The organism is Microbulbifer sp. ABE4_465, from assembly GCF_056160765.1.
Window position 1 is genome coordinate 88,557 of the sequence record NZ_JBSWXV010000003.1, and the last position, 19,196, is coordinate 107,752.

Sequence of the window (19,196 nt, forward strand, 5' to 3'; positions counted from 1 at the left end):
CGCGCAACAATTACCGGGAATTTCGCCGGTTTGCGTTGGATTATTGCGGTGGGGCATGTGCATCGCCGGGTCATCCACTGTGCGGCCGGGGACGTAGAGTAGACTTAGAGAAGACGGAGAAAGCTGTCCGGGTGAGAAGACTGATGAAAATACAGCAGCAAGGTCGAAAAATCCCCATTGGCATCAGCCAGTGCGCCATGGGTGACCCGGTGCGCTACAACGGTGGTCACAAACACAGCAAGGTGTGTACCGAGCTGCTGAGTCAGTGTTTTGAGTATGTGCCCCTGTGCCCGGAGGTGGCCATCGGCATGGGCGTGCCGCGCAAACCCATCCACCTGCTGGTAGAGAAGGCCAGTGCGCCGGTGGATGCGGTGCGTGTTGTGGGGGTGGAAGATCCGGACGTGGATGTGACCGCGCCGCTGCGGGAGTACGCGGACTCGGTGGTACCCCAGTTGGAAAAGGTCCGCGGTTATATCTTTATGCAGAATTCTCCCAGCTGTGGCCTGCGCGGTGTGCGCCGCTACCTGGACAATGGTCACGGTATCGACAGTGAAGGGGTCGGCGTCTTTGCCCGGCGCCTACAGCAACAGTACCCCCACCTGCCTATGGAAGAGGTCGGACGGCTGAACAACAGTGAGCTGCGGGAGAATTTCCTCACCAGAGTGTTCGCATACGATGCCTGGTTCCGCTACGTCGAGCTCGATGGGAGCGACCCGCTCGAAGACACCACAAAAAACGCCTCCGGCCCTGCAACCGCGGCCTCCTACCTGGCGCGTATTATCGAATTTTATACCGCTTATAAATACCTACTATTGGCACACCATCAAGATAAAACGCGCGAATTGGGTCGACTGCTGGCGCATGCAAAGTCCATGGCAGAAGACGATCTGGCGTTCGAGGTGCGCGGGCGCATTATGGATATTCTCTCCCGTCCTGCTTCGCGTAAAGACCGTACCAACGCGCTGATGCACAGTGCCGGCCATCTGAGCGAATTCCTTGATAAGCGCGAGAAAGCAGAGCTCAGTGCGCTGATCGAGGAATACCGGTTGGGGCGCAAGCCCTTGTCGGCGGTGCTTACGCTACTTCGCCACTTTCTGCCACGCAGTCCACACAGCTTCATTCACAACCAGGTGCTGCTTGCAGCCGAGCCTGCAGAGCTGGGACTCTGCGATTTCCAGTAATCGAGCACCAGCAGAACGCATTTTATGGCTGAAAAAACGTATCAACGAGGTTTGGTGTGGTTTCGCAATGATTTGCGTGTTGCGGATAACACCGCGCTGTATCGCGCGGCGAAAGGCTGTGAACGTTTGGCCGCCATCTTCATCGCCTGCCCGGAAACCTGGCGCAGCCACGGTGATGGCGACAATGTGATTGCCATGCGATTGCGCAGCCTGGTGCAGTTGCAAGCTGCTCTCGGGAAAAAGCACATCCCGCTGTATTTCCTGGAATTGCCGGCATTCTCTGATGTGCCAGCGGCAATGGCGCAGATTGTGGAGAAGCTCGAAGTGGATGCGCTGTTTGCCAATGCAGAGTACCCCGTCAATGAAATGGCGCGCGATCAGGCGGCGCGCGCGCAATTGAAAAAGCGGCAGGTTCCGCTCGAGCTGTGTACGGATCGCACCCTGATTCCTCCGGGCAGTCTTACCACCGGCAGCGGGGATGGCTTCAAGGTATTTACACCGTTCAAGCGGGCATTTATCGCCGCCCATGACAATAGTGGGGAGGCCTTTGCCCCTCTGCCCCCACCGCGTGCGCGCACACCCGAGCAGTGGACGAGTTGGCCTGACTGGATTGCGGTCGATGGCGACAACAACCTGGTACGACGGATTCCCGACACGGTGGGGGATTACGCGGTGGCCGATGGTGGTGCGAAGCGTGTGCTGGACTGGCCGGCCGGCGAAGCCGCCGGAATGCGGGCGCTCAACGCCTTCGCGGAAATTATTGATGATTACGACCGCTGGCGAGACTTCCCCGCTCGCGACAATACGTCGCGAATCTCCCCGTACCTGAATTGTGGCGCTGTCTCCATTCGTCAATGTGTGAGTATGGCGGTAGAAGCGAACGGCGGTTGTTGGGCTGGGCGCAGTGAGGGGGCAGGTACCTGGCTGAGCGAACTGCTGTGGCGGGAGTTTTACCAGCACCTGGTGGTCAATTTTCCTCGGGTCTGCCGCAACAAACCTTTCAAGCCGGAAACAGAGCAGGTGCCCTGGTCCACCCGGGCACGGGATTTTGAGGACTGGTGCGAGGGGAAAACCGGTGTCCCCATTGTCGATGCGGCAATGAGGCAATTGAATCAAACCGGATGGATGCACAACCGGTTGCGCATGGTGGTGGCCTCCTTCCTCACCAAAAACCTGCTCACCGATTGGCGCAAAGGGGAGCAATATTTTATGCAGCAGCTGGTGGATGCGGACTTTGCGGCCAACAACGGCGGTTGGCAGTGGGCGGCGTCTACCGGAACCGATGCAGCACCGTACTTTCGCGTGTTTAATCCCTACAGTCAGTCCCGGCGCTTTGATCCAGAGGGCAACTTTATCCGGACTTTTATCCCGGAGCTTGCAGAACTGTCGGATCGCGATATCCACTGCCCGCCCCGGGACCTGTTCTCCGAACACGGTTACCCACCGCCCATATGCGATGTGACTGAATCCCGCAAAACTGCAATTGAGGTCTTCGCAAACTTGAAGAAATAGCAATCCTCTGATTTATTTCCTGTATCAATCCGGAAAATTGCCGGGGATATTGCGCTCGCGGTACAGAATGCTTCTGATGAATGAGTCGCCCAATGCATTATAAAAAACTGGCCAACTTCGCCCTGTTTGTCGTCGGGTGGTGGATGGCTCTACTCTTTGGCAATGCCATGGCGTTGATTGCCCTGTTTGTGGTGTTAATGCTGCATTTTGTGGTGTGGCGGGATATCCGAGATATTTTCGTGGTCCTCGGATTTATTTTTTGTGGATTTGCGGTCGAGTGGGCCTTTATGGCCAGTGGTGTTCTGGATTACGGCACCAACCTGCCCCCTGCCTGGTCTATCTGCATCTGGGCAATGCTGTCGATCACGATTCGTCACTCGTTAGCCTGGCTGGTCAGCAATCATTTGTGTTGTTTTTTGACCGGGCTCTTGGCAGCGCCTGTGTTCTATGCAAACAGCATACATTTGGGCCCAGCGAGCTGGGGGCGTCCCGAATGGCAGTGCCTGCTGATCATCTCGGTGGTGTGGGGCTTGCTGGCCACGGTAATCAGCAGGCTGCTGGTGCCATTGGTCGATCAGATGGATTCTGCGGAAAGCCGCGCCTGATGATCCCCTTTCATTAAAATTTCATGCTCGTGACTGACCTATACTTGCCACAAAATTTCGCGTAGGCAAGGAGAGCCCAGTGCTGCGAGACACGCTAGGACGCAACAAAGTATCTAAAAGAGTGGCGGGATTGCCGGCGGCGATTGCGCTGGCGGTGTTGGCCGGACTGCATGTGCCTTCCGGTATGGCAGAAGAGCCCCTGTACGGCTCGCTGGTGGTGTTTGGCGATAGTCTCTCGGACAACGGCAATGCCGGTGTGTTTACTTCTTCCGACCCGGACGGCGTCTATCCCCGGCAGCCGGCGGTCTCCTTTCTGGCCGACAGCCTCGGCCTGCCGAAACTAAACTCCTGCTACGGCCTTGGGCCCGCGTTTGGCGGAGCCATTCCCTGTGCGCCCGCTGGCGGTTCGCTGGAGCAGCAGCTGCAACAGATCACCAACTCGGTTCTGACCAATGGCCCGAACTGGGCAGTGGGAGGCAACCGCACCGCAGACGTGTTACTGGACCTGGTTGGTCCCCAGCGTTTCCGTCAGCTGTTCCCTAACACGACCGTGGCCGATCACAACACCCTGACCACCATCCTGCCGGATTCCAGCCGCTGCGGCCCTGATGGTGTCTGCGATCCAGCGATGGGGGAAAGTCCGTACCTGAGCGAGGCGGAAGTCATTGCCGCCACCAGCGCATTTAACGACCCCGAGGCCCTGCAGGCGCTGGTGGATGACCCGAACAACAATATCACTCTGACCGGCGTACCCTTTGCCACCGGGCAAGGCTACCTGCCGCAGAACAGTGTTCGCTCCAACGATCTCTTTTTTCTCAATGGCGGCGGTAACAATATTCTCGACGGAGTGCGCAGCGGTACCATCAATCGGGACTCTATGGCGCGAGCAGCAAGATTTTTGTCCACTGCCGGGCAGGAATTGCGCTTTGCCGGAGCCAAATACATTGCCATGACAAACGCGCCGCGCATTGGCGCCACACCCGCGATTTATGCGCAGGGGCAGGCGGCAATCAACTACGCCAATATGGGCACCGAGTATTTCAACAACCAGTTGCGCCGGCAGGTCAATGACATTGGCAATATCCTGCTGCTGGACATGGAAGGGCTGCTGGAGCTGGCGATAGACGACCCGGCCGCATTTGGTTTTGCTCCCATCAATCAAAGTGCAACCTGCTACACCAACTGTGCCAATCCACACCCGGTTTACGGCGCCAATGGCACCAACCCCAATGCGGACATGCTGATTTTTTACGACAGCATTCACCCCACGCTGGCCGGTCAGCAACTGCTGGCAGATTACTATTATGAAACGCTCACCGCGGCGGTGAACTTTGGTGTACTACCGGACCTCGGATATGAAAACACGCGCCAGCACCGTATCAATATCGATCATCACCTGATCTCTCAGCGGTACAGTGACCCCTATACCACCGTATTTTTTGGTGCCAGCGTGGGCCACACGGAACTGGGTGTCACACCTGCCATCAACGACGAATATCCAGCCTGGGACGGGTTCTTCGGTATGAGCTTCGCGGGCTTTGAGCATCTTGAATGGGGCCTGGGAATGTCCTACGGCGGCAGTGAATACGAGCCCACCGACATTTTTTTCAAGGCGCGTAATTTCAACCTGAGTGCCTTTGCGCGCTGGGATGATGATTTCTGGTTTCTGGATGGGGCGTTAACTTTTTCCGATATCCAGTACGACGATATTCAGCGTACCCTCTATCTCGGCGATCACTTCAGCCATCGCCTGGACGGCAGCACCGATGGAGACGGATACAGTGCTTTTATACGCGGCGGCTATGATGCTACGCCCAATCTGAGCAGCCGTATGGGACCTTTTGCCGCCATCGAATGGACACGTGTCGACGTGAACGGCTTCCACGAGAAAACGGCCGATCGCTATACCTACACAGGAGCCTGGGGCCAGCGACTTGATCCCCTGGGGCTCTGGGTACACGGGCAGGACCGGGATTACCGGCGCTGCAAGGCGGGCTTTTTCTACAACAGTCCGGAAGATGTCGAGCGCCGTTGGTTTGGTGAGTTCTGGCTTGAACACACCGCCGGGGATGACTATCAGGATCTGGGAATCGGGGTGAACTCCATCTACCTCAACTGGGCGCGCCTGCCGTCCTATCGCAGTAAGAATGCGGGTGTTTTCCAGAATGGGGTGGGCGCCATGGTCGGGGTGAACATTAACGAGAAGTTGCGGGTTGCAGCGGATGTGCTTATCCGGCCGGAGGATACGGTTGGCGGGCTAAGCCTGAATTACCGCTTCTGACGGGCGCGCCAGCCGCCGAATTTTCTGCGGTAAACCCCGCGAAATAATCGGCCTGCTGCGAAAACCTCTGGGTCTAAGCGACATGGATTGCTCCCCCGGTTGTTACCTTATGGAGAGGCAAAACACCTCCATAACAACCACCAATGACGGATCCGAAGATGTACACCCCGCGATTTAGCAAGCAGAGCCAGGCCCTCCATTCCGCCGACGCCGACGTCTGGGCCGTCAGCGACCGCGCCCATGCACTGGCGGACAAGGGCGAAGATGTCATCTTCCTGTGTGTGGGTGACCCGAACTTCGACACCCCGGAGCCTATCCTCGATTTCGCCCGCGCGCGTCTGGGTGTCGGCCGCACGCACTATTCACCGGCGGCCGGCGAGTTGATGTTGCGGCGAGCCATTGCGGATATCGAAAGCAAGGTCAGCCCGCACCCCTGTGACCCGAATGACGTGGTGGTTTTCCCCGGTGGTACCAACGCGATTTATGCGGTTCTGTCTTGCCTGCTCAATCCCGGCGAGCAGGTCGTCATTCCCGAGCCCATGTATATTGGTTATGTGCCGATTACCGACGCCTTGCAGCTGGACGTCAAGAAAGTCTCCTGCCCCGCAGATCAGGGGTTCGCGTTCGAGATTGAGTCCATCAAGCGGGCCATTTCTGACGAAACCCGGGCGGTGATGATCAACACCCCTGTGAACCCCACCGGCGCCATGGCGACGCCGGAGCAGTTGCGTGAACTTGCGGCATACTGCCGGGCACGCAACATCTGGCTGATCTCCGATGAGATGTACTCCATGATCACCTTTGCCCGCCGCCACACCTCGCTGCGGACCGCCGCGGAGCATCTCGACAATGTGATCGTCATTGATGGCTTGTCCAAGTCCCACGCCATGAGCGGTTGGCGTCTGGGGTGGGCCGTCGCGCAGGGCGAGCTGGTAGAGCGCCTGATCGAATATGCCGGCGCCACCATTTTCGGCGTGCCGCAGTTTATTCAGGAGGCCGCCGCCTTTGCCCTGGAGTTTGATACCTACTTTGTGAAGCAGATGCGCGACGCCTATGAAAAACGCCGTGACCTGATTGTCGAGCGTGTCGGGAAAATTCCCGGGCTCAATTGTTACTCCCCGGAAGCGGGGATGTTTGTGATGGTGGATGTGTCTGCGGTGGCAGAAGATGGTGAGGCCTTTGCTGGCGCACTGCTCGATGCGGAACTGGTATCGGTGCTACCCGGCAAGCCGTTCGGCCCAAGTGCCGTCAACCATGTGCGACTGACCCTCGCCGCCGACGACGTGGAGCTTACCCGCGCGCTCGATCGAATCGAACGGTTTGTGGTGGGCGGTTGCCGGAAGGCGGGGTAGAGCGGCAAGGAGATACAAATAGATCTGCGTGTTCCCGCGCGGCGGGTTTCCCGCTATGCTGTTCGAAAATTGACCCCAAAATATTATTCAGTCGATAAAAATTAGCCGTGAAAATAGATCGCCATAACCTGAAGATCCTGGAAGTCCTGCAGACGAATGCACGCATCAGCAATTTGAACCTGGCGGATCAGATTGGCCTGTCGGAAAGTGCCTGCTTGGCGCGGGTGAAAAAACTGACCAGCGAAAAGTTTATTCGCGAATACCAGGCGGAAGTGAATCTGGACAAAGTCCGACACGCGGAGTTTTACGTGAACGTGGCCCTGAAGCGACAGGACGCCCGCACCAGTGAAAGCTTTCGGCGTGCAATCAACAAGATCGAGCAGATCGTGTCCTGTGTGAAGATGTCCGGAGAGTTTGACTATATGTTGCGCTTTGTATGTCCGGATGCGGGTGATTTTAACCGCGTATCCGAGCAATTGCTGGCGGACGAAGATGCGGCGATCACCCGCATGACCTCGCACCTTGTCATCGAGAAAACCAAGCCGTTCAACGGCTATCCTCTGGAATTATTGTTTCAGGATTAGAATGAGGCCCCGGCCCAGCCGCGCAGCCCACAGTGGAGAACTTCACACTACCAGAGCGATTGTCCTGTCCACCAGCCACAGTGCGGCAACGCCGCCGACCAGGTAGGCAACCGGCAGCGCGCTGGCTACTGTCGCAGTGTGGCCGGTGCGCAGCTCCCACTGATGCACTCCGGGTAACTTTCTTAGTGCCAGCATCACCAGGCTGACCGCCGCAATAAACGCCAGTTGCCCGGCTTCTATTCCTAGGTTGAACACCGCCAGTGACAGCGGAACCTCGTGTGTGGGTGCACCCATATCTGACAGGGCACCGGCAAAGCCAAATCCGTGTAGAAGGCCAAACCCGAATGCCACCAGCCAGGGTTTGCGAATGGCCAGTGTTGAGCGGCCTTCAAGTTTGTGCAGTATTTCCACCGCGATAAACACAATACTGAGCGCAATCACGGCTTCAAGCGGACCCTGCGGTAGCTTCAAGGTACCCAGAACCGCTGCCGCCAGGGTGATGCTGTGCGCAAGGGTAAACGCAGTGATTGTTGTCACCAGCTGCCGCGTGCCGCTGGCCAGGACCATCAGGGCCAGCACAAACAGCAGGTGGTCGATCCCGAGCAGGATTTGTTCAACCCCCAAAACAAAGTACACGTTGGCAATCTCCTTTTTGCCTGCTTTGCTTTCTATCCGTACCTGCGGAAGGCTGGCTTTCCAGCGTTCCACATTATATTCGCCCGCAATCATCGAGTTCGGTTCGGATAGTGACCGGGCGCTCTCTTCCGGGAAGAGGGCCGCGGGGCGCTGTTCATTTGCCTGTGCGACACAGGAAAGAAGCAGGGCAAGTACCAGCAACAGCCGTTTCACGGGCGGACGACCTCCTGTGACACGGCCGGTGATCCGTCCGCTACTCTGGTCACTGGTTTGACGCTGTCGGCAAGTGGTAGTTCAACGATTGAGATATCGTATTTGCGGCGCAAGGTCTCGTATTGGGTCTGCAAAGCGTTGCGGCGCTCTTCCTCCTGCCAGTCACGCAATACTTCCACACGCACTTCAGCAAACTCCGGCTGCAGTTGCGGATCCCGCTGGCGGATACGCACCAGGTGCTCGCCATACGCCGAGGTCAATGGGCCGGTCCATTCATTGATGGGAATGTCGGTTAGCTGCAGGGAGAAGTCGCTGCCAAATACGCGGTCAATGCGGGCCGGTGTGATGGACTCGAATTGGTAATCAAGCAGTGAGCGGTCGCCCAGATCCCGTGGATCTCTGCCGGCGGTCAGGCGGGTCAATACTATGCGGGCATCTTCCGCGACTTCCGCGCGTTTATTGCTGTCGAGAAATATCTGCTCAAAGCTGTAGCGGGCGGGGCGGGTGTATCTGTTCAGGTTGTTCTGGTGGTACTGTTGGAGCACTGGCTCGGCGGGCTCAATGGCGTCAGCCAGGTCTTCCGCCAAACGTTCAACTTTTGTGCGCAGGCGCTGGCGAATCACCGCATCGTCCTGATCGAGCCCCATGTTCAGTGCCGCCCGGTACAACACCTCTTCCCGCACATAGTCGCCGATGAGACTTCGCAGCTCCTCGGTAGTGGGTGGGCGCTGCCAGTTCCGCTCAAAGATTGCAGAGATGTGCTGAACCCGGGCTTCAGAAACGAAGATGTCGTCGGAGCTGGCGGATTGTCTATCCTGAAAAAGACTATTGATGCCAAAGAGTAGTGCTCCGATCAGGGCAAACTGGACACTGGGGTCTTTGATCCAATGCTGCTTCATCTGTGCGCTCCGGCTTATGGGTGTTATTGCTGGGAACAGTCAAAGCGTATGAGAAGACCTTCTCATGCTAGTGAGGATAGTTCATGTTCAGGGAGTCGGCTGGCATTGCGGAAACCCGGCCTGCCCGACAGCCAATATAGTTGGGCTGTCAAAGTGCCGTGCGCCAGTTCGGGTAACGAATGTAGTAATTCGCGGCAAGTTGAAACTACACTTCCCCGTGGATTTTTAGATGGCAGGGAATCGATAAACCAATTGGGTGTGTACTATGAAAACGTCAATGATTTGCATGGTTGGCATTGCCAGTTTCCTGGCATGCAGTGTCGCACTGGCTGACGCCGTAGAAGAAAAGTACCAGAAATCCTGTCATATCTGCCACGACACCGGCGTAGCCAACGCGCCCAAGGTGCACGATGTGGAGGCCTGGAAGCCGCATCTCGACAAGGGAATGGATACATTGCTGAGTTCTGTGAAAAATGGACTCAACGCCATGCCGCCCGGGGGTATGTGTTCTGACTGTAGTGATGAGGACTACAAGGCGCTGATCAAATATATGTCATCGCCCAAGCCATAGAGCACTGACGATGGTGCGCGATGATTTGTGTGCGGAGATCAGGTTTGCAGGAGCCTGAACTACAGGCGAGGTGGTGACTGGGCTAATTGCCTGCAGAGCAGGTCCTGCAAGAATTATTGTGGCCTACAAGGCGCCAATTGGCTCGCGGCTTTACAATAATTATGTCGGTGTTTTCCACCCGTAATACCATTGAATTTTTGTGCAGTGCACACTACGGCATGGATGGGTGTCGAGCGCTCTCTTTTTCGGGGTGCTCGTTTGTATCGCTGAACTTCCCATCAACAGCCTGTCTGAACACGTCTTTGTAGTTCGAAAATTCTGTGCCCATCCAGCGATCCCACCAGGTAAAGTAAAACCCGTAGTTCCCCTGAAAACGCTGATGGTGCAGGTCGTGGTGGGTAGTTGTGGTCAGCATATCTAGCGGCCCGTCAACCCATCCCCTGGGATGGAATTCACACCCGGCGTGCAGCATGGTATTGCGAAAGATCATAATAAAAATAAAGGCCAGCCAGACCAGCGCATGCAGCGGAATCAGCATCAGAATCAACGGGGAGAAAACTGCCATAAGTAGCCCTTCACCCACCGAGAAGCTGTAGGCCGCCCAGGGCGTCGGGGTTCGGGAAAGGTGGTGCACCCGATGGAAATGCTTGAACAGCCGGGGGTGGTGCATGGTGCGATGGGTCCAATAAAAGTAGGCATCATGAATCAGGATCAGCACGGGTAAACTGGCCAGATTCCACCACAGAGGATAGGCCTGCCACTGCCAGTAAATGTGGATCAAATCCCAGCTGCGCAGGACACTGGTAACAAATCCGACAGTGGCGAAAATGCCCAGAGTGAGCATGGAAAAGCGGATCTCCCGGCGAATATCCTTCCAGCTCGCACGCCGCCGCTGCAGCCGGCGTCGATTCATCCAGCCACGAAAAAGAAAGCTGACGGATAGACTCATCAGGGTGGCTGCCAGTAGGTAGCGGAACAGATCCTGCTGAAAGTGCCGGCCCCAATTTTGCACAACTTCCCACGAATATGCCCCCAGCAACTCCATGTCGAGCTCCTCATTGTCATTTGTTATGGTTATTGTTTCGCGCCAACCCCATATGGGCGAGGTGCGTGTAGTGTGCAGTATTTGCGGGTACGGGGCTTGCGGGAATCGAACAAAAGCTGACGGATTCCGCAGGAAATCCCATTCAGGCGGGCAAGAACTCTTTGCGGAATTCGGTCGGTGTGCAATTGTGCCGGCGTTTGAATGCGGCGTTGAACGGGCTGAGTGAGCGGTAGCCAATATCCAGTGCAATGCTCAGCACCGGCAGGTGCGCTTCATTCGGGTCCACCAGGCGGCGGCTCGCTTCATCGATACGGTACTGGTTCAGGTACTCGTTAAAATTGCGAAACCCCAGGTGTTTGTTGATGAGTGCGCGAAGTATGTGTTCCCGCGTGTCCAGCTGCTCGGCCAGCTCGCGAATGGTCAGACCGGTATGTCGGTAGCCGCCGCTTTCCATGTGACCCTGTAATTTTTCCAAGAGGGCTCTCTGGTTCGGGTCCAGAGGTCCACTGGCCGGTGCCTCTGGATTTTCCGGGTCCGCAGATTGTTCGGAGGAGGGCGTATCCTGCTTGAGAGGCAGGGACTCCGCCAGCGCCTTTGGCGACAGCGCAAGGAGCCACAGGCAGGCGCCGAATGCCAGCAGCGCAGCCATGATGGCGTGCAGGGTGGGAATACCCACCGGGGTGGGGAGGTACGAAAACAGAAATTCCGCACACACCACGATTACCATGTAGCCACCTATGGCGATGAGCAGAGCGACGCGCAGTTGCCGGCGCTCAGCTACCAGGTCGGACTGGAATTGCTGAAACAAGGTGACAATGCCGGCGACAATCAGCGCGAGTTTGAGTGGCTGTGCCAGCCAGTAGAAAAGCGGGTGGATAGCGAACTGGCTGGCTAAATCAATGGCAAGTTCCAGCGCGATTAACCCCCATCCCCAGTGAGGAAATGCCTCGCTCTCGGCGCACAGCTGGTGGGCAAACAGCCAGAATGCCGCGGGAATGACGATGGTGGGTAAGTCAATCAGCAAGTTGATGGCCGGATCCTGATGCTCCAGAATCGGCCTGAGCAGGTACACAAGAATACCGGTGAGAAGCACCAGTAACCAGCGGCTGTCGCGGCGTCTGTGGCCAAACGCGATCCGCGCCGTTGCAAGCAGCAGCAGGCTACAGGCGGCGCCGGTAAAAAATACGTATGTCACCGAAACCCTCTCTGGTTGCCGCTATTTTTTATTGCTGGCTAGCGCCAGCGCTCCACCCAGGCGTCCAGCACTTTGCGGCTATAGGTGTGCCGCCCGTAGCTACCGTTGTAGTAGGCCAGTGCATTCGGCATATTGCCCTTGGCCTTTTTGATGTAGTGCTTGAGGATGGTACAGCCGTAACGGAGGTTGGTTTCCATATCGATGAGATTGTCCTCCGGGCGGCCAATTTCATTTTTCCAGAACGGCATCACCTGCATCATGCCCTGGGCGCCCACGCGGGAAACGGCGTAGGGGTCAAATGCACTTTCAATCTGAATCACCGCCAGCACAATTTCCGGCTGCAATCCGGCGCGGGTCGCTTCGCGGTGGATCGCCTTGAGCACGGTCATGCGTTCCTCAGGATCTTTGATGTAGCGTGCCAGTGGTTGGGATTTGGCCATCAACCACACTTCCGCATCAAAGCGATCCGCAAAGGAATCCGCCTCGGTGACGGCGCCCTTCAATGCCAGCAACAGCTGTGGATCCACCTCTTTGACCTGGGCGGATACCGCACTGCTGAGTAGCGTCAGCAGAAATGTGGCGATGGCTGCACGGATCAATGTGGGATTTTCTCGAGCAGGATGTCGAGGATCTGGTCCGCGGAGAACTCCTGGTTCTGGGAATCCCGGCGCCCTTTGTACTCGATGTTGCCTTTTTCCAGGCCGCGGTCACCCACCACGATACGGTGCGGAATCCCCATCAGCTCGGTATCCGCCAGCATGCCGCCCAGGCGTGCCTTGGGCTCGTCCATCAGCAGGACATCGATGCCTTTTGCAGTAAGGGCCTCGTAGATGTGCTCGCATTTCTGCTGCACCGCTTCACTCTTCTGCATGTTGATTGGCACGATGGCCAGCTGGAAAGGCGCGATCGCTTCCGGCCAGATGATGCCTGCGTCATCGTGATTCTGTTCAATCGCCGCTGCTACCACGCGGGAAACACCTATGCCGTAGCAGCCCATGGTCATGACCTGCTCTTTGCCGTTTTCGTCCAGTACCGTGGCCTTCATCGCCTCACTGTACTTGGTGCCGAGCTGGAAAATGTGGCCGACTTCGATGCCGCGCTTGATTTCCAGCGTGCCCTGGCCGTCGGGGCTGGCATCACCGGGCACTACATTGCGCAGGTCTTCGATGCGGGAAATGGCCGCATCGCGCTCCCAGTTCACGCCGGTGAGGTGGTAATCGTCCTTGTTGGCGCCACACACGAAGTCCGCCAGGTGCGCGGCGGCGCGATCGACGATCACATCGATCTTCATGCCCACCGGGCCGAGGGAGCCGATACCGCAACCGAGTTCTTCGGCGATGCGTGCTTCCGGGGCAAACTGCAGCGGGCTGGCTACGCCGGCCAGCTTCTCGGCTTTCAGTTCGTTCAGGTCGTGATCGCCGCGCAGCACCAGTGCCACCAGCGGCGCGGTCTCGCCCTCTTCTTCGGTCTCGCCCAGCACGATCAGGGTTTTCACCGAAGAGTTTGCGGCGATGCCGAAAGTCTCTTCAAGAGCAGCAATGGTCTTCTGGCCGGGAGTGTGCAGCTCGGCCATTTCTTTGGCCGGGGCTGGGCGCTCGCCTGCCGGAGCGACTGCTTCTGCCAGCTCCACGTTTGCCGCGTAACGGCTCTCGGTAGAGAAGGCGATATCGTCCTCTCCACTCTGGGCCAGTACGTGGAATTCGTGGGAGTGGGAGCCGCCGATGGAGCCGGTGTCCGCCAGTACCGGGCGGTAGTCCAGGCCGATGCGGTCGAAGATGCGACAGTAGGCGCCGTGCATGACGTCGTAGGTTTCCTGCAGGGAGTCTGCGCCCAGGTGAAAGGAGTAGGCGTCCTTCATGGTGAACTCGCGCGCGCGCATCACGCCGAAGCGCGGGCGAATCTCATCGCGGAATTTGGTCTGGATCTGGTAGAAGTTCGCCGGCAGCTGCTTATAGCTGTTGACCTCGGTGCGAATCAGATCTGTGATCACTTCCTCGTGGGTCGGGCCCAGGCAGAAAGGATTGTCGTGGCGATCCTGGATACGCAGCAGCTCCGGACCGTACTGTTGCCAGCGGCCAGATTCTTCCCACAGGTCCGCCGGTTGCACTACCGGCATCAGCACTTCCAGGGCGCCGGCGCTGTTCATTTCCTCGCGCACAATGCGCTCCACCTTGCGCAGTACGCGCAGGCCGGTGGGCAGCCAAGTGTAGAGTCCGGAGGACAGGCGGCGGATCATGCCCGCGCGCAGCATCAGCTGATGGCTGATGACCACTGCGTCATTGGGGGTTTCTTTCTGGGTGGCAATCAGGTAGCGGGATGCGCGCATAGTGGTTTCTTAGCTTTTTCCGGGAAAATTTCAGGACGGCCATTTTACGCTGCCGGAGGCCTGTTTTGGTAGAGCAGCTGATTGGCGTTGATAGTGGCTGAGAGAAGAGACAGGCAGGAGAGGCCCTGTAACGAGGCGCCCATAAACAGAAAACCCCGCAAAAGCGGGGTTTTCGGGACTAAAGGCGGCGAGACTCAGGACTCGGCCATTTCCTTCAGCTTCTTCAGCGGGCGGATTTTCACCTGGATGCTCGCAGGCTTGGCCTTGAACATGGTCTCTTCGCCGGTGAAGGGGTTGATGCCTTTGCGGGCTTTTTTGGCCGGCTTCTTCACGGTGGTGATCTTCAGCAGGCCCGGCAGGGCGAATTCGCCCACGCCGCGCTTCTTCACGTGACCTTCGATCACATCGGTCAGCTCGTCCAGGACAGACTGAACCTGTTTGCGGGACAGTTCGGTCTTCTCGGCGATCTGGTTCAGGATCTGGGTTTTGGTGTACTTCTCTTTGATTGCAGTCACTTTCTTGGCCGGAGCGGCCTTGGCTGCTGCTTTCTTGGCTGGAGCCTTTTTGGCTGCAGTCTTCTTGGCGGGGGCTTTCTTAGCTGCGACTTTCTTCTTTGCGGCCATGTTAGCTTCCTTCCTTATGTAAGTGTTTTTTCCAGTGAAAGTGGGCGTACATCAAGGTTTGCCCAGTGGCGTACCCAAGTACTGAGCTGAAGTATATCCAGTTTTTTTCCGCGCGCACGGGCTTAAATCAGAAAAAAAGTGCTTTTTTTTAGGGTTTTGGCCGAAAAATGGCCCGTGAAACGCTGGCCTGAGGCTACCTGCGAGCACCGGGTTGCTCCAGTGAACAGGCTCCTTCTTCCCTCGCAAGTGCTCATGTATAATCTGCGCCCCTTTATATTCCGGGTATTAGCCATGCCTATTTACGAATACCAATGCAAGGCCTGTGGGCACCAGATGGAAGCCCTGCAGCGTATGAGCGACGCTCCGCTGACCGACTGCCCCGCGTGCAACCAGGCGGAATTGAGCAAAAAAATCAGTGCCGCCGGATTCCGCCTCAAGGGTGGCGGTTGGTATGAAACCGACTTCAAAACCGGCAGTAAGAAGAATCTTGCCGGTGATACTGCCAAGCCCGCCGGCAAATCCGGTGGCTCGGAAGCGAAAGCCAGCTAAGCTGCAAAGCTGAGCACCTGAAGCTAAGAAAGCTGAACAAAGACGATACTACTAAGGGAATAAGACTCCATGCGCACCGACTACTGTGGCGCCCTGCGATCCGCCGATATTGACCGCGAAGTAACCCTGTGTGGCTGGGTAGACCGCCGCCGCGATCACGGTGGGGTGATCTTTATCGACCTGCGCGACCGCGATGGTATTGCCCAGGTGGTCTTTGATCCGGATGCCGCAGAGCACTTTGAACTCGCCGATCGCGTGCGCAGTGAATATGTCCTGAAGGTTACCGGCCGTGTGCGCGCCCGCGCCCCGGAAGCGGTAAACCCGAACATGGTCACCGGTGAAATCGAGGTTTACGGCCTGCAGCTGGAAATTCTCAACAGCGCGGAAACCCCGCCCTTCCAGCTGGACGAGCACACCGCCGTCGGCGAAGACGTGCGTCTGAAGTACCGCTACCTGGACCTGCGCCGCACCGAAATGCAGCGCAACCTGCGTTTCCGCTCCCAGATCACCAACGCCATCCGCAACTACCTGGACGGCGAAGGTTTCCTGGATATCGAAACCCCGATCCTGACCCGCGCTACCCCGGAAGGCGCCCGTGATTACCTGGTGCCGAGCCGCACCCACGCTGGCAAGTTCTTCGCGCTGCCTCAGTCCCCGCAGCTGTTCAAGCAGCTGCTGATGGTGTCCGGCTTCGATCGCTACTACCAGATCGCCAAGTGTTTCCGCGACGAAGACCTGCGCGCAGACCGTCAGCCGGAATTCACCCAGATCGACATTGAGACTGCATTCCTCGATGAGAACGCGATCATGTCCATCACCGAGGACATGATTCGCAAGCTGTTCAAAGAGCTGAAGGGTGTCGAGCTGGGTGAATTCCCACGCATGCCGTTCAGTGAGGCGATGGCGAAATTCGGTTCCGACAAGCCGGACCTGCGCATCCCGCTGGAGCTGGTGGATATCAAGGACCTGATGACACAAGTGGACTTCAAGGTGTTTTCCGGCCCGGCCAACGACCCGAAAGGTCGCGTGACCGCGCTGAAAGTCCCCGGCGGCAACGACAAGCTGACCCGCAAGCAGATCGACGACTACACCAAGTACGTGTCCATCTACGGCGCCAAGGGCCTGGCCTACATCAAGGTCAACGACAAGTCCGACCTGGAAGGCGGCCTGCAGTCCCCGATCGTAAAATTCCTGCCCACCGACGTGCGTGCGGCCATTCTTGACCGCGTACAGGCTGAGAACGGCGACCTGATCTTCTTTGGTTCCGACAAGGCCAAGGTGGTTTCCGAAGCGCTCGGCGCACTGCGCTGCAAGCTGGGTGAAGACCTGGATCTGTACGTGTCCGAGTGGGCGCCGCTGTGGGTGGTGGACTTCCCGATGTTCGAAGAGAACGACGACGGCAGCGTTACCGCACTGCACCACCCGTTCACCGCGCCGTCCTGTTCCGCAGAAGAGCTGGAAGAAAATCCGCTGGAAGCCCTGTCCCGCGCCTACGACATGGTGCTGAACGGCACCGAGCTGGGTGGTGGTTCCATCCGTATCCACAACCAGGATATGCAGCAGACCGTATTCCGCGCCCTCGGCATCGAGGCCGAGGAGCAGCGCGAGAAGTTTGGCTTCCTGCTGGACGCATTGAAGTACGGCGCACCGCCCCACGGCGGCCTGGCCTTTGGCCTCGACCGCCTGGTGATGCTGATGACCGACAGCGACTCCATCCGCGACGTCATTGCTTTCCCGAAAACCCAGAGCGCGGCCTGTGTAATGACCGACGCCCCGGGAGCGGTAGATGCCAAGCAGCTGCGCGAACTGAGTATCCGCCTGCGCCAGAAAGAAGAGCAGGTAGGTTAAAGGCAGTATTTTCTAATCGTCATTCCGGCGCAGGCCGGAATCCAGATAGCTGGACCCCGGCCTGCGTCGGGGAGACGAAAAGCATGAGTGCGCCAGACCCAGATTTAGATATAGAACAAAGACCGGAGATTTATCGATGGCAGGACACAGTAAATGGGCCAATATCAAACACCGCAAGGCCGCCCAGGACGCCAAGCGGGGTAAGGTTTTCACCAAGATCATTCGCGAGCTCACCGTAGCCGCGAAAGGCGGTGCCAACCCGGATGACAACCCCACACTGCGCGCCACCATCGATAAAGCCCTCGGCGCGAACATGAAGCGCGACACCATCGACAAGGCCATCGCCCGCGGCGCCGGCAATGCCGATGGAGAAAACTACGAAGCGGTTACCTATGAAGGATACGGCGTTGGTGGTGTAGCGGTACTGGTGGAATGCCTCACCGACAACCGCAATCGCACCGTAGCCGAAATCCGCCACGCGTTTACCAAGCGCGGTGGCAACCTGGGTACCGACGGCTCCGTTGCCTACCTGTTCGCCCGCAAGGGCCAGATGTATTTCGAACCCGGCGTTGATGAAGATGCGCTGATGGAAGCGGCTCTGGAAGCCGGCGCCGAAGATATCGAAACCAACGATGACGGCAGCATCGAAGTCACCACCGAGTTCACCGATTACATGTCGGTAAAAGATGCGCTCACCGAAGCGGGCTTCAAGCCGGACAATGCCGAAATCGCCATGATCCCATCCACCACCGTCCCCATGGATAAAGACGGGGCGGAAAAGGTAATGGCGCTGGTGGATATGCTGGAAGACCTGGACGATGTGCAGAATGTCTACTCCAACGCCGATATCCCCGAAGAAGTGATGGCGGAACTAGGTTGATCCTTGTCCGCTACACGGCTTCGAAAATGCCCCGCAATCGCGGGGCATTTTTGTAACTGACCGTGCAGATCTGCTTCCCGCCTTGACGCCCAGTCCTCACCTTGGGAAACTTCCCGTCAACAATTGTATAAATGTACAGGGGGCAGCCTGCCGTGACCCGAATTCTGGGCATCGACCCCGGCTCACGCAAAACCGGTTACGGCCTGATTGACGTCGAGCGCTCCAATGCCCGCTACGTCGCCAGCGGTGTGATCAAACTCCCCGACGGCCCACTGCCGGAGCGCCTGAAGCTCATATTTGACGCCGTGAGTCAGATTGCCCAGCAGTACCAGCCGCAGCAGATGGCCATCGAAAACGTATTTATGTCGAAAAGCGCCGGCTCCGCGTTAAAGCTGGGTCAGGCAAGAGGCGCCGCCATCGTCGCCGCCACCCATGCGGATCTGCCTGTGTCTGAGTACGAAGCGCGCAAGGTGAAGCAGGCGGTGGTAGGTAATGGTGGCGCCGACAAGCTGCAGGTGCAGCATATGGTCAAAACCCTGCTCAAACTGCCCGCTTCTCCGCAAGAGGATGCGGCGGATGCTTTGGCCGTTGCCTTGTGTCATATGCATACCATGCAGACGCTGATTCAAACCTCGGCGGGGAGTCGCACTCGGTTTCGGCGTGGCCGGCTCAGTGTTACTTAGTTGGCGCTCGGGTTTCGGGTGGTTGTGGGGCTTGCTGTCTAAAGGTTCTGTGGCGGCTCCGCTACCGGTGACACCTTCGCGGGACACGGGCTAGGCGCCCCCCCGTAAACCCATCCCTGGGGGCTCGGCTGCGGCCATCCAGGCCGCAGACGGTCCCGCGAAGGTGTCCCCGGTATCGAAGCCTTAGCCCTGTAGCGCTGCTTGCTTGGCAAT

18 protein-coding genes are annotated in these 19,196 nt (G+C 57.7%); 11 read left to right on the top strand and 7 right to left on the bottom strand.

Annotated elements, in window-relative coordinates; translation table 11 throughout:
* Positions 1-143 precede the first annotated feature (143 nt).
* The 6 genes from ACXAG1_RS07365 to ACXAG1_RS07390 all read left to right on the top strand — a co-directional run bounded on the left by ACXAG1_RS07365 (position 144) and on the right by ACXAG1_RS07390 (position 7,515).
* On the top strand, positions 144-1,181 hold the full coding sequence (locus tag ACXAG1_RS07365) for a YbgA family protein (protein ID WP_475119387.1): 1,038 nt from the start codon (positions 144-146) through the stop codon (positions 1,179-1,181).
* Between the two features lie 24 nt (positions 1,182-1,205).
* The gene (locus ACXAG1_RS07370; RefSeq protein ID WP_475119388.1) at positions 1,206-2,693 is read left to right on the top strand and encodes a cryptochrome/photolyase family protein; all 1,488 of its coding nucleotides are present in this window, start codon (positions 1,206-1,208) and stop codon (positions 2,691-2,693) included.
* Positions 2,694-2,785: 92 nt separating this feature from the next.
* On the top strand, positions 2,786-3,298 hold the full coding sequence (locus ACXAG1_RS07375; RefSeq protein WP_475119389.1) for a DUF2878 domain-containing protein: 513 nt from the start codon (positions 2,786-2,788) through the stop codon (positions 3,296-3,298).
* Between the two features lie 79 nt (positions 3,299-3,377).
* Positions 3,378-5,579: an autotransporter outer membrane beta-barrel domain-containing protein gene (locus ACXAG1_RS07380; protein ID WP_475119390.1), complete on the top strand. Its 2,202-nt coding sequence runs from the start codon at positions 3,378-3,380 to the stop codon at positions 5,577-5,579.
* A gap of 143 nt (positions 5,580-5,722) precedes the next feature.
* Positions 5,723-6,931 (top strand): pyridoxal phosphate-dependent aminotransferase, encoded by a 1,209-nt coding sequence (locus ACXAG1_RS07385; protein ID WP_475093817.1) that lies wholly within the window; start codon positions 5,723-5,725, stop codon positions 6,929-6,931.
* A 107-nt stretch (positions 6,932-7,038) separates the two neighbouring features.
* Positions 7,039-7,515 (top strand): Lrp/AsnC family transcriptional regulator, encoded by a 477-nt coding sequence (locus ACXAG1_RS07390; RefSeq protein WP_043317624.1) that lies wholly within the window; start codon positions 7,039-7,041, stop codon positions 7,513-7,515.
* Between the two features lie 42 nt (positions 7,516-7,557).
* Here ACXAG1_RS07390 and ACXAG1_RS07395 read toward each other — a convergent pair whose 3' ends face one another.
* Both ACXAG1_RS07395 and ACXAG1_RS07400 read right to left on the bottom strand, forming a co-directional pair.
* Positions 7,558-8,364 (bottom strand): HupE/UreJ family protein, encoded by an 807-nt coding sequence (locus tag ACXAG1_RS07395; RefSeq protein WP_475119391.1) that lies wholly within the window; start codon positions 8,362-8,364, stop codon positions 7,558-7,560.
* Positions 8,361-9,263, bottom strand: a complete 903-nt coding sequence (locus ACXAG1_RS07400; protein WP_475119392.1) for a peptidyl-prolyl cis-trans isomerase — start codon at positions 9,261-9,263, stop codon at positions 8,361-8,363. The genes ACXAG1_RS07395 and ACXAG1_RS07400 overlap by 4 nt, the downstream gene beginning before the upstream one ends.
* Positions 9,264-9,528: 265 nt before the next feature.
* Here ACXAG1_RS07400 and ACXAG1_RS07405 point away from each other — a divergent pair, with 265 nt between their 5' ends.
* Positions 9,529-9,834: a c-type cytochrome gene (locus ACXAG1_RS07405; protein WP_475093814.1), complete on the top strand. Its 306-nt coding sequence runs from the start codon at positions 9,529-9,531 to the stop codon at positions 9,832-9,834.
* A 211-nt stretch (positions 9,835-10,045) separates the two neighbouring features.
* Here ACXAG1_RS07405 and ACXAG1_RS07410 read toward each other — a convergent pair whose 3' ends face one another.
* From ACXAG1_RS07410 to ACXAG1_RS07430, 5 genes are all read right to left on the bottom strand, one after another.
* A complete protein-coding gene (locus ACXAG1_RS07410) occupies positions 10,046-10,879 on the bottom strand; it encodes a sterol desaturase family protein (protein WP_475093813.1) in 834 nt (277 codons plus the stop codon).
* Between the two features lie 142 nt (positions 10,880-11,021).
* On the bottom strand, positions 11,022-12,074 hold the full coding sequence (locus tag ACXAG1_RS07415) for a helix-turn-helix transcriptional regulator (RefSeq protein ID WP_475093812.1): 1,053 nt from the start codon (positions 12,072-12,074) through the stop codon (positions 11,022-11,024).
* 38 nt (positions 12,075-12,112) lie between these two features.
* Complete coding sequence (locus tag ACXAG1_RS07420; protein ID WP_475093965.1) at positions 12,113-12,670, bottom strand: lytic transglycosylase domain-containing protein; 558 nt, start codon at positions 12,668-12,670, stop codon at positions 12,113-12,115.
* Positions 12,670-14,400: a proline--tRNA ligase gene (locus ACXAG1_RS07425; protein ID WP_475119393.1), complete on the bottom strand. Its 1,731-nt coding sequence runs from the start codon at positions 14,398-14,400 to the stop codon at positions 12,670-12,672. Before ACXAG1_RS07425 ends, ACXAG1_RS07420 begins: the two co-directional genes overlap by 1 nt.
* Positions 14,401-14,594: 194 nt before the next feature.
* Positions 14,595-15,023 carry an HU family DNA-binding protein gene (locus ACXAG1_RS07430; RefSeq protein ID WP_475093810.1) on the bottom strand — a complete coding sequence of 143 codons (429 nt, stop codon included), beginning with the start codon at positions 15,021-15,023 and terminating at the stop codon, positions 14,595-14,597.
* A 291-nt stretch (positions 15,024-15,314) separates the two neighbouring features.
* Between ACXAG1_RS07430 and ACXAG1_RS07435 the strand changes: the two genes are divergently transcribed.
* The 4 genes from ACXAG1_RS07435 to ruvC all read left to right on the top strand — a co-directional run bounded on the left by ACXAG1_RS07435 (position 15,315) and on the right by ruvC (position 18,983).
* Positions 15,315-15,572, top strand: a complete 258-nt coding sequence (locus ACXAG1_RS07435) for an FmdB family zinc ribbon protein (protein ID WP_475093809.1) — start codon at positions 15,315-15,317, stop codon at positions 15,570-15,572.
* Between the two features lie 69 nt (positions 15,573-15,641).
* Positions 15,642-17,420, top strand: a complete 1,779-nt coding sequence (gene aspS / locus ACXAG1_RS07440) for an aspartate--tRNA ligase (protein ID WP_475119394.1) — start codon at positions 15,642-15,644, stop codon at positions 17,418-17,420.
* 136 nt (positions 17,421-17,556) lie between these two features.
* Complete coding sequence (locus ACXAG1_RS07445; protein WP_475093807.1) at positions 17,557-18,300, top strand: YebC/PmpR family DNA-binding transcriptional regulator; 744 nt, start codon at positions 17,557-17,559, stop codon at positions 18,298-18,300.
* Between the two features lie 152 nt (positions 18,301-18,452).
* The gene (gene ruvC, locus ACXAG1_RS07450; RefSeq protein WP_156035173.1) at positions 18,453-18,983 is read left to right on the top strand and encodes a crossover junction endodeoxyribonuclease RuvC; all 531 of its coding nucleotides are present in this window, start codon (positions 18,453-18,455) and stop codon (positions 18,981-18,983) included.
* The last annotated feature ends 213 nt before the right edge of the window (positions 18,984-19,196 follow it).

Coding starts and splice junctions, on each gene's coding strand:
- ACXAG1_RS07365 (WP_475119387.1), top strand. CDS start 144: ATGAAAATACAGCAGCAAGGTCGAAAAATCCCCATTGGCATCAGCCAG.
- ACXAG1_RS07370 (WP_475119388.1), top strand. CDS start 1,206: ATGGCTGAAAAAACGTATCAACGAGGTTTGGTGTGGTTTCGCAATGAT.
- ACXAG1_RS07375 (WP_475119389.1), top strand. CDS start 2,786: ATGCATTATAAAAAACTGGCCAACTTCGCCCTGTTTGTCGTCGGGTGG.
- ACXAG1_RS07385 (WP_475093817.1), top strand. CDS start 5,723: ATGACGGATCCGAAGATGTACACCCCGCGATTTAGCAAGCAGAGCCAG.
- ACXAG1_RS07400 (WP_475119392.1), bottom strand. CDS start 9,263: ATGAAGCAGCATTGGATCAAAGACCCCAGTGTCCAGTTTGCCCTGATC.
- ACXAG1_RS07405 (WP_475093814.1), top strand. CDS start 9,529: ATGAAAACGTCAATGATTTGCATGGTTGGCATTGCCAGTTTCCTGGCA.
- ACXAG1_RS07410 (WP_475093813.1), bottom strand. CDS start 10,879: ATGGAGTTGCTGGGGGCATATTCGTGGGAAGTTGTGCAAAATTGGGGC.
- ACXAG1_RS07425 (WP_475119393.1), bottom strand. CDS start 14,400: ATGCGCGCATCCCGCTACCTGATTGCCACCCAGAAAGAAACCCCCAAT.
- ACXAG1_RS07430 (WP_475093810.1), bottom strand. CDS start 15,023: ATGGCCGCAAAGAAGAAAGTCGCAGCTAAGAAAGCCCCCGCCAAGAAG.
- ACXAG1_RS07435 (WP_475093809.1), top strand. CDS start 15,315: ATGCCTATTTACGAATACCAATGCAAGGCCTGTGGGCACCAGATGGAA.
- aspS (WP_475119394.1), top strand. CDS start 15,642: ATGCGCACCGACTACTGTGGCGCCCTGCGATCCGCCGATATTGACCGC.
- ACXAG1_RS07445 (WP_475093807.1), top strand. CDS start 17,557: ATGGCAGGACACAGTAAATGGGCCAATATCAAACACCGCAAGGCCGCC.